This window comes from Nakamurella sp., from assembly GCF_048594475.1.
GTDB lineage: Bacteria > Actinomycetota > Actinomycetes > Mycobacteriales > Nakamurellaceae > Nakamurella.
In genome coordinates, this window is record NZ_JBMDXT010000540.1 from 1 (window position 1) to 10,486 (window position 10,486).

The 10,486-nt window shown below is 74.3% G+C and carries 3 protein-coding genes and 2 pseudogenes; 1 reads left to right on the forward strand and 4 read right to left on the reverse strand.

The window, feature by feature from the left end; all coding sequences use genetic code 11:
* Positions 1–689: pseudogene (locus ACOJUF_RS24320) on the forward strand (hypothetical protein); the annotation flags it as partial.
* Here the strand turns inward: ACOJUF_RS24320 and ACOJUF_RS24325 are convergent.
* The 4 genes and pseudogenes from ACOJUF_RS24325 to ACOJUF_RS24340 form a co-directional block, all read right to left on the reverse strand.
* Positions 670–3,372: a hypothetical protein gene (locus ACOJUF_RS24325; protein WP_420124388.1), complete on the reverse strand. Its 2,703-nt coding sequence runs from the start codon at positions 3,370–3,372 to the stop codon at positions 670–672. The pseudogene ACOJUF_RS24320 and the gene ACOJUF_RS24325 overlap by 20 nt on opposite strands.
* Positions 3,373–3,384: 12 nt before the next feature.
* Positions 3,385–6,960 carry a tubulin-like doman-containing protein gene (locus tag ACOJUF_RS24330; protein ID WP_420124389.1) on the reverse strand — a complete coding sequence of 1,192 codons (3,576 nt, stop codon included), beginning with the start codon at positions 6,958–6,960 and terminating at the stop codon, positions 3,385–3,387.
* Between the two features lie 82 nt (positions 6,961–7,042).
* Entirely contained in the window at positions 7,043–10,078 is a 3,036-nt protein-coding gene (locus ACOJUF_RS24335; RefSeq protein ID WP_420124390.1) for a hypothetical protein, read from the reverse strand.
* A pseudogene (locus ACOJUF_RS24340) lies at positions 10,075–10,486 on the reverse strand (hypothetical protein); the annotation flags it as partial. The pseudogene ACOJUF_RS24340 and the gene ACOJUF_RS24335, both read right to left, overlap by 4 nt.

Here is a 10,486-nt window from a genome sequence, read left to right on the forward strand (position 1 = left end):
CCGCGCCGGCCGCCCCGCCATCGGCCCCTCCCATCGATCCGGCGCCGGCCGCCGCCCGGCCGACCGCCGGCGGGTGGACCGACCACTCGGCCGCGCAGCCCACCGTCGACCAGGGCCCGCAGGTGCCGATCCCGGAGCGCCTGGCCGGCGCGGTCGACGCGGCGCGGTCGACCGGACTGGTCCGCCGCGCCCGGGTGTCGGCGATCGTGGACCTGTCGGCGTCGATGCACCGCTGGATCGCCTCGGGCGCGCTGGCCGACGTCCTGACCGCCACCCAGGCGGTGGCCGGCGCCGCCCAACGGCCCGCCCTGGCCACCCGGTTCCTGCCCGACGGCGCCGAGGTCAGCCTCGACCTGCAGGCCGAGCCGGCGGCGGCCCTGCGGAACCACCTGCACGCGGCGGGCCTGCGCACCGGTGACCGGCGGCGGCTGATGACCGCGCTGGCCGAGTCGTCGGCCGGCGGCGCGGACCGCGACGGCGGAACGGAATCGATCACGGTCGTCATCACCGACGATCCCTCGCTGTCGGCCGCCGTCGGGCCGGGGACAGCGGCGGTGATCGTCGGCGCCGGCGAGACCTGGGCCGGTGCGGTCGAGCCCGAGCGGGCGGTCTCCGTGGCCGGTCCGGTCGACGTGCCCCGGCTGGCGCGGGACCTGGCCCAGCGCTGTTTCATGCCCACACGTCGATGATCGGGTGCGGCCCGTTCGGGCCCCCGGGCTCGGCTGCCGCGGCGCCGAAATAGGTCAGATCCTCCGGCGGGACCGGGTGGGTCAGGTCCCAGCGGACGATGAACCGGTCGAGTTGGTGACGCCCGCTGGTCGGCGCGGTCGGCAGGGCCAGCATCGGCGGCCCGACCGGGGTCGAGCCGTCCGTCGCCAGCAGCGTCCGGCCGACGGTCGGTGACCCGTTGGTGATGCCGATGGAGCTGAAGCCGTCATAGGACAGTTGGTCCTTCGGGGCCAGCAGCGCCTCGGTCATCGCCGACCACGACTGCTCGGACCGGATGGCACCGGCGTCCACCCGCACCTCCGGCAGCAACTGTTGACCCAGACCGCGGCGATGGATGCTGTCCACCAGCGCGGTCAGCGCGTCGTCCCAGGCCTGCTGCCGGATCTGCGGCGACCGGAGCCCGGCCAGGTAGCTCATCAGCGGGCCGCCTGGCGCCAGGGTGGCGTCGGTGTACAACCGGTTCTCCAGGTCGCGCGCCGTCATCCGGCGGTCGTGCGCGATCACCAGCCGCTGCTGCCGGGTGATGCAGACGTTGAGCCAGTCCTTGCCCAGCAACGCCGACCGGACGTGGTACACCACCGGCGCGTGGGCCGTCGGGACGTAGTCGGCGCTGGCGAGGGCCACCGACAGCGGCAGGTCCCCGGTCAGCCGGGCGGGGACCCCCTGCTCCTCGGCCCGCTCGGTCGGCGCCCCGAACGGCGCGTGCACGTGTTCGGACACGATCTGTGCCCAGATCTGGCTCTGCCCGTACACGCTGGCCAGCCGGTACTCCTGCTGCGCGATCTGCAGGGCCGACCCGGCCAGCCATTCCCGGCGCTTGGCCGCCACCTGCGACCGGTGGATCGCCTGCCACAGCAGCCGCTGGCCGCGGGCGAAGGTCAGGAACGCGCCGACGAGGCAGATCAGCAGGGCCGCGACGGACACGACGATGGCCGCGGTCGCGGAGAGGACCCCGAACACGGCGAGGGCAACGGCCGTCCCGATGGCCACGAGCAGCAGGACGAGCCAGAGCAGGATCCCGGTCCGGACCCGGCGCTGGCCGGCCAGGGCCGCGGCCCGCTCGTCTCCGGCCTCGTCCTGGTCGGCGGCGGCGAGCAGCTCGGCGTGGGCGCGCCTGGCCTTGTCCAACTCGGCGGCCAGGCCGGTGCCGATCGTCCACATGGCGTTGCGCCGCTGGCCCATCCACCCGGCGAGCTGCTGCCGCAGGTGCGCCAGGGAGGCCATCCGGTCCGCCGCTCCCGGGTGGCCGCCGGGGTACTGGTCGGTGCGGAGCTGGCCGTCGAGGATCTGGGCGACCATCGTCGCGTGGTAGGGATCGGTGGGTGCGATCGGGCCGAACTCCGATCCCGGGGCCCCGTGCGGCAGCCGGAAGGGCGGGTCGTCCGGCCGCGCGCAGAGCACCGCCGGGTTGTCGATCACCGCCCGGGAGTTCTGTCCCGGCAGCGGGATCGCCGGGTCCTGGTCGCCACCGTCGGCCAGCGCCGCCACCGTGCGCACCGTGTCCGCCCACAGTTGCGGCACCTCGGTGACCGGCTCCGGGGTGCCGGGCGGGGCGACGCGGCCGAACAGGCCGAACGCCGCGTTCTGCAGCGCCTGTGCCTGGCCGCCGGGCGGCGATGTGGTCGACAGCCCGGTCACCACCACCTCGTACCCGGAGTCCCGTCCGTAGAAGAACTCGGTGGCCCGCCGTTCGAGGGAGGTGCCGGCGGACTGCATGACGTTGTTGAACCAGGCGCCGGGGGCCTTGGCCACCGCCTGGCCCAGGAACGTGAAGAAGAGCTTGACCGCTTCCCAGAATGTGGTCTTGCGTCGCGGCGGTTCGGCGAACGGCGGCGGCGGCGCGAAGGCGGTGACGGCCGCATGCTTGTAGAGCACCGCGGCGGCCGATGCCTCGGCCGCGGTCAGCTGGGCGCCCGGGGGCACGACCGGGAACGCCTCGCCGTCGCGCTGCTGATTGCGGGCGGCCGGCAGGGTCCCCGGCGCGCCGTAGATCTCGGTGGCCAGCCGATCCAGCACGGCGGTCGCGTCGAGTCGCCGGACGAAGGTCCGGCCGACCGCCACCCCGGTCCCCGACCAGGGCCGCTCCCCGTCCAGCGGCCCGACCGACATCCCCGTCCACAGTCCCCCCGCGGTGCACAGGGCGGCGGCGGCATGCATGTCGAACGTCGGCGACCGGGAGGACAGCGGCTCGATCGCGGCGGCCGGATCGGTGGCGTCCACCGGCTGGACGAGCACGTTGATCTGCGAATCGAACACCGGCCCGTCGCCGACCCCCTCGGTGCCCTCGGCCGGCACGAGCAGGTTCACCAGCGGCGTCTCGGGGGGCAGGCGCAGCACCTCGCGCAGCGCGTAGACCTCCCGCTCCCCGACCCAGCCGTCGGATTCGCTCAGCGCCTGCAGGCAGACCACGCGGACCCGTCCCGGGTTGCGGGGCATCCAGGACCGCAGCTCCACCCGCTCGATCAGCCCGTCCGCGACGCGGTATCCGCGCGGACCGGCGGCGCCGTCCGGCCCGGGCGCGGCCGTGGCCGGATCGATCCACACCGACGGCCCGGCCAACCCGACCGCCGACCAGTCCTGGACCACGGCCCGGACCGCCGCCACTCCGGCGGCCGACTGACGGCCGACCACGAACACGTGCACGACAGCAGCTCCTTACGCCAGGACGTCGATGATCGGCGGCGGGAGGTCGTCGTCCTCCCGGTAGACGGGGCGCTCGAGCTCGGCCAGGATCGCGTCGACGCCGACCACCAGCTGTTCTCCGATCTCCCACTCCCGCGGCACCTGGCCGAAGTTGTGCTTGGTGATCTGGGAGAACTGCCCGTCGATGCGGGTGCCGTCCCGGTCGGTCTCGCGCAGGTTGTGCACCACCTGGCTCTGCAGCCGGGTCAGCCAGTCCCGGGCCAGTGCCATCCGCTCGGCGCGGGTCGCGACCGGATCGTCCGGCCGGATCACCTGGGGCGGTTGGCCCGACCGGGACCGCCCGCCGACCAGCCAGGCGTGCAGGGCCGGGTGGTCGATGCTGCCCGGCATCGGCAGATCCTCGCCGAGCTTTCGGGTGGTCACGTACGGGGTGAGCGCGGTCAACCGGTCGTCGCCGTTGCACTGGGCGATGGCCAGGGCCAGCGATTCGACCACGGCGGCGGGAATGCCCCACCCCTGAACGTCCCGGTTGACCTGCTGCACCCCGAGCAGCGCCTCGGGGAACGCGGCCCACCGTCCCTCGTGCCAGACCGTGATCCGCTGGTCGGTGTCCCCGGGCCGCGGGGTGCGGATCTCCCCGGTCAGCCGTCCGACCAGCCAGCCGGTGATGAACGCCTGGAACCAGGCCGGTGACACCGGCACGAAGTCGCCGAGCGAACGTCCGCGTCGCCAGCGCCAGAACGCCGTCCGCTGCTGGACCGAGATGGACCTGGCCCACTGTTCCTGGATCGGGCCGAGCAGGGAGGTGAAGACCAGCGGCGAGTACGGGAACGCGTACGTGCCGACGATCTCGACCGACGGCAGATCCGTGTTCGCCTCCTCGGCGTTCAGCGCCTGGTTCAACCGCTGCAGCGTCGGCCCGGCATCGATCGCCGGATTGGCCTCGATGTCCTGGCTGATCCGGCGGACGGCGGCCGGCGCACCCCGCAGCGGGGCGGCCGAGAACTGGTAGGCCACCCGGACCGGCTGGTCGTGGATCGCCCCGACCATGTTGGGGTGCACGCCGACCAGCGGCGCGGCCAGCTGCAGGGCCGTCCGGAAGCGATTGGCGAAGTCGTCCTCCCGCGCCTGACGGGCCTGCGGGCCGTCGGCGGCCGCGCCCAGGTACGACTGCAGGCCCTGCCGGACGAATCCCTGGAGGGTCTGCCCGGGCCGGTTGACCCATTCCCGGGTGCCGTCCAGCAGCGCCTCGGCGGTCAGCCGGGGCTCGTAGCGGGCGGTCTGGGCGGATGTCGTGCCCGCCAGCATCCGCGGCCACCATGACCCCAGCCGGCCGATCTTCGTCGGGGTGTAGCCGTCCTCGCCGAACGCGATCAGATGCTCGGCCGGCGCGATCCGCTGGCCGGACGGGTCGATCTCGAAAAAGGTGATCGCCTGCTCGACGGCGAACCGGATCGACTCCTCACGGCTCGGACGCTGCCCGGTCGGCATGACCGTCAGTTCGAAGGTGGCATACAGGTGGTCGGTGAACCGGCCCGGGTAGGAGTCGATCCCCTCCAGCAGCACCTCGTTGGTCGCCGTGGCGAACCGGCCGGGCACCAGGTCGTCCTGCGGCCAGGCCTGGACGACCGTGGTGGTGACCGACGAGACGGCGGTGTCGACGGCGCGGTTGTCCTCCGCCGCCGCCAGCGCGCGTTCCACGTCACCCAACCCGACCATCAGCGGCCGGACCACGTCGCCGGCCAACCCGTCGACCAGATCGGCGACGATCGCCGCGCCCGTCCGCCGGGCGACGTCACGCAGGATCGCGGTCAGCCCGTCCCGGGCCTGCTGCAGGAGCAGGTGGGTCGGGTCGATCACCCCGCTGGTCGCGTAGAGGGGGGTCAGCACCTCGTTGGTGGCCTGGTCCGGGGAGGACGTCGGCTGGGCGCGGGCGCGCAGCCAGGCCGCCCACTGCCGCAGATCGCCCTCCATGTGCTCGACCATCTTGCGGGTGACCGGCAGACCCCACCGCGCCAGGCAGCGCAGCACCGCGACCTCGATCCGGCCCTGGATGGCCAGCACCCAGCGCGCGGCGGCGGAATGCAGGACGGCCCGCTCCGCCTCCTGGCGGGCCGCGGCGTAGGCGCCGGGCACTGCCGCGGCCAGTTGGCCGGCGTAGAAGGCGGCGTTCTGCCGCACCCCCGGTGGGACCGCAGCGGCGAGGACCCGGTTGATGTGCATGTCCACCAGCTGCGCCTGCTGCGGTTGCGGCCACACGTCGCCGACCCAGTGCTCCAGCGGGGTGATCTCGTCGACCGGCGGCGTGGGCGGCAATCCGGCCCACTGCAGCAGCAGCGGGTAGTTGTCGATGGCGTAGCGGTCGCGGGCCTCGGTCTCGGTCCGCTGGCCCTGCAGGACCGACGTGTCGACGTGCCCGCGCAGCAGGCGCACGACGGCGAGCCGGGCCAGGCGCTGGGCGACGTACTCGGCGTACCGGTCGCGACCCAGGCCGATGGAGGCGAAGCCGATGGCGCCGAACCCGAGGGCGTCCCGCCCGCCGCCGGGCGCCCAGGCCAGTTCGGAGTTGTCCGGCAGCGCCTCGGTGTTGCCGAAGTTGGCGACCACGTAGTTGAGGACCTGGGTCTGCTGGGCCTCGGACAGCACCATCGAGGCCAGGGCCCGGGCGAATCCGCGATAGATGGTGTCGGCCCGGCCGTCCCCGAACACGGCGCCGCTGATCCCGTTGGTGGCGCCGACCGGAAACACGGCCTTGGGCCCACGCCCGGGCGCCTTGGGCTCCTGGCTGATCCGGTAGACCTCCCACTCCCGCTGGGTCCACTCCTTCTGGGCCGCGGCGCGGGCGTTCATCAGCTCGGCGATGGTGCCGAGCGCGTTCGCGTTGACCCCGGCTCGGGCGGACTCGTCGAGCCGGCTGAACACGTCCGGGGTGTAGAGGTAGGCGATCGACTCGCTGCCCGGGAAGCCAGGCAGGCTCTCCTGCACACCGCGCAGGAGATTGCAGACGTCCAGCGTCATCGACGCCCCGGTGCCGCCGGCCAGCGAGGAGATGACGATGACCATCGTGCCCTGCGGAGCCGCGTAGCCCTTGCCGAGCACCCGCTGCAGCTCGCTGAAGTCCTGGTTGGCCTCGCCGGCGTTGAGCTCCTGCGCCGCCTCCCGCAGCCCGCCGAAGATCCCCTTCGCCCGGGCCAGGGTGGCCAGCCGGCCGACCGCCCGGAACTGCCCGGCGCCCAGCACGATCGGAGTGGCCACCCGGGACGCGTCCGGGCGCCAGCCGACCAGCGGCCGCAGCTTGTCCGAGGTCTGGGACAGCGCCAGCTCCAGCCCGGCGTCCAGCTGCCGGTACTGGTCGGACGGGGTGGTCACCGGAATGTAGCGGCCGCCCTGCTGGGGGACGGTCGGCGGCAGACCCTCGCCGATGCCGTCGGGCTGGGCCGGCACATCGACGTGCACGAACTGCCAGCACCGGGGCAGGCGATCACCCTGCCACCCGCGCCGCCGCAGTTCGGAGTGCAGCTGGTCCATCAGGAACTGCAGCGTCTTCCCGCCGGATCCGCCGAGCCCGACGACGTAGAACTTGTACATGGAGCGCCCTTTCGGTGGTGCTGGTCGTCGGGTGTGGCCGGTGGATCAGGCGAGCCGGACGATCCGCCCGGCCCGCTCCGGGTCAGCCGGAGGGCCAACCGGGGGCGGTCGAGCCCCCCGGGCCGCCGGCCGTTCCCCAGCCCGGCGGCGGGGCCGCCGCGGGCGATCCGCCGGCCCGGCCGGGCGGCCACCCGCCAGGAGCGGGCGCCGAGCCGCCCCAGCCCGGACCACCGGGCGGGGCCGGGACGGGCGGGGCCGGGCTGCCCTGGGCCGGGCCGGCACCACCCCAGGGAGCGGGCGGCGGGTGGCCTGTGGACCCGCCCCACGACGGCGCGGGGGTCGGCCCGGAGGTGGGGCCGCCCCACGGCGGCGGACCACCCGGACCACCCGGACCGGCCGGACCGCCGGGACCACCCGGGCCGGCCGGACCACCGGGCGGGGGCGCCGCGGTGCCGGCCGCCTTGCGGGCCTTGGCCCGGGCGTCGGCGAACGCGGTCGGTGCCGCGCCCAGGGCGCGGCTGAGCAGCTGGCTGCGCTTGGCCGGTTCGGCCCGGGTCTCCACGATGAGCAGGAGCCGGCCCTGCACCACGTCGACGGGGGAGATCGACAGCTGGCGCGGGGCCAGCACCGCCCAGGTGCCCTGCACGGCCAGCGGGAAGCGCGGGCGGCCCTTCTTGTCGGACGGCGGTACCGCCTCGCCGACCCCGACGTCGTCCCCGTTCTGCAGCTCGGCGAAGCCGGGCTCGGAGAAGCGCCATCCGGCGCGGGCCCGCATCGCCACGCCGGACGCCTGGATCGTGCGCCGGCCCGGTCCGGGCGGCGGCAGCGCGACCCACCCGTCCGCGGGCAGGGCCACCGCACCGCCGCCCGCCGCGCTCAACGTCGTGCCACCGATCTGCACGGGGATGACGATCGACTGCAACGTGGCCTGGTCGGCCGCCGGGAACCGCGCGGACATCCGGCGGACCAGCCAGATGATGAGCAGCGGGATGAGCAGGCCGAGAAGGAAGGCGCTGATCAGCACCAGGACCTTGACCCCGGTGTCGGGCAACCGGGTCATGGTCAGCCGGAAGTCGACCTGCTGTTCGGACACCTGCGCCGGGTTGTCCGCCGACGACAGGCCCACGACGAGCGTGCCGGTCAGCGCGCCGTTGCCCTCGGTCGACGGGGTGAGGCTCAACGGCACCTGCACGGTCTGTCCGGAGGGCACCGGGTAGCACCCGGCGCCGTTCGGGGTGCTCACCTGGGCGGACACGTCACGCGGTCCCTGCACCGGCCCGGCCGACACGGTGACGCAGCCATCGCCCTCCGCCGGGCCGACCACCCGCAGGCTGCCCGAGGCCGGCACCGGGCCCTCCACGGCGCCGAAGTCGACCACCTGGCCCGCGGGGTCGATCACGGGTACGCCGAAGGGCGGTTGCACGGGCACCGTGGCCTGCCGGCTGACCGTGCCCAACGGCTGGCCGGCGACTTGGCCGTCCACCCGCACGATCACCACGGCCAGTCCGGGATCGCCGTCGGCCGGGAGGTCCACCGTCACCGGCTCGGTCAGCGAGACCGGGATCGGCAGGACCGGGCGCCCCGCTCCGGGCAGGTCGACCTCCGCGGTGGCGGTGAACCCGGGCGGCAGGGCCGTGACGTTGCCGACCGGCTCGCCGTCCAGGGTCTGCGTCTGGAACGTGACGGTGGCGCTCTGCCCCACCCGCCAGTCGCCGGGATCGGTGACCACCGGTGCGATCGCGAAGTCGCTGGTCAGGGTGAGCGAGATGTTGGAGACGGCATCCGGGTGCTGGCCGGTGGTGTCGACGAAGGTGACCTTCCAGTCCCCCGTCCAGTCGGCGCCGGCCGCGCGGTCGAGGTCGACGGCCAACGGATCACCCGTCAGCCACTGGTACTGGGCGCTCGCGGTGTCGGACATGAGCGTGCCCGAGTCGGCGCCGTTGCCGTCGATGACCATCGGCACCCCGGCCGGCGGGGTGATGGTGACCTGGAGCCCTTCACGGATGAGCTGGTCCGAGCCGTCGTCGACGACCGCGTCGAAGTGCACCGCGCTGATCGTGTTGTCCAGCTTGAACTGGTAGGTGCCCTCCGGGCAGGGCTGTCCCTGGCAGACCGGCGTCGAGGTGACCCCGCCCGCACCGAACTCGCCGAGGGCGGCCAGGGCGAGAAACAGGTCGCCCACCGAGGCCGCCGGCACGAAGATGCCCCGGCCGGGTTCGCGGCCGCAGGTCCCGTCCGGGTTCTCCACGATCCCGCGCATGAACCCGAAGCGGTCGCCGTCCTCACCGCCCAGCCCGACACCGATCATCGTGACGCCGGTGGCCCGCAACTGGTCGGCCGTGCCGCCGGGACGGCACAGTTCCTCCTTGGCCGCGGCCAGCGCGGCATCGGCGGTCGCCCGGTCGGTCAGCGGCCGTTCCTCGAAACCGGGGATGTCCTTGAGCTGGCTGTTCAGGGGATCGAGGTCGGCCTGGCTGCTGCCGTCCCGGGGCCAGATGGTGAACTCGCCGTCGGTGAACCAGATGGCGAACTGGCAGTCCGCGGCCGCGTCGGCCCGGGCCGCCGCCTTGGCTTGCATCGTCCGGTTCAGCCAGGTCAGAGCGGTCCAGTAATCGGTCTCGGCGCCGCGGTCCCGGTTGGCGAAATCATTGAGCTGCCCGTCCAGGGCGGGCAGCGCCGCCTCGTTCAGCGGCACCGCGTCGACGACGGTCGTGACGTCGTCGTCGAACCCGGCGACGGTCAGATCGACGGTCGCGCCGACGTCGTCGAACGACCGGGCCAGGCCGCCCAGCAGGACCTGGGCACCGGCCACCCGCACATCCGTGGGATCGGTGGGCGCGCCGCTGCTGCCGGCGCCGCTCAGGCTGCCCGACGTGTCGATCAGCACGACCAGATCGCCGGCCTTCTTCTCCCCGATGCAGGCCGCCAGGTTCTGCAGCACCGGGGACGTCGACAGATCCGGCGCCCCGGTGGCCGTCCCGGCGGTCACCGCCGGGAGCACGGCCGGGGCGGGAACGGTGGCCGGCGTGGCCGCCGCGGGTGCCGCCGGGGCCAGCACCAGAGCCGTCACCGCCAGCAGGCGCAGGGCCGACCGCCGGAACGCGTGCTGACCGCTCATCGGAACCAGATCTCCCACCGGGCCACCTCGTCGGCGATCAGGTACGCGAACCAACCGGCCACCACCAGCCCGGCCAGCAGGACCGCGACCCGGAGCACGGCCAGCAGGCCACGCCGGTCGACGTACCAGCCGCTGAGCCGGCGCTGCAGGTCGATCCGGGTGAAGACGGCCAACGGGATGACGCTGCCGAACACCGCCAGCGCCCATCCGATGATGTTGGTGGTGAGCGAGCCGACGAACCAGAGAACGAGAGCGGCGAGCGGCAGCACCAGCCCGACCAGCAGCACCGCGGTGGGCGGTCCGATCGGCGACCCGGCGGGGGCGGTGGCCTGCAGGGTCGGGGCCCCGGAGCCCGACCACGTCGGTCCGGGGGCGGCCGGGGCGCCACCCGGGGGCGGGCCGGCCGAC

Coding starts and splice junctions, on each gene's coding strand:
- ACOJUF_RS24330 (WP_420124389.1), bottom strand. CDS start 6,960: ATGTACAAGTTCTACGTCGTCGGGCTCGGCGGATCCGGCGGGAAGACG.
- ACOJUF_RS24335 (WP_420124390.1), bottom strand. CDS start 10,078: ATGAGCGGTCAGCACGCGTTCCGGCGGTCGGCCCTGCGCCTGCTGGCG.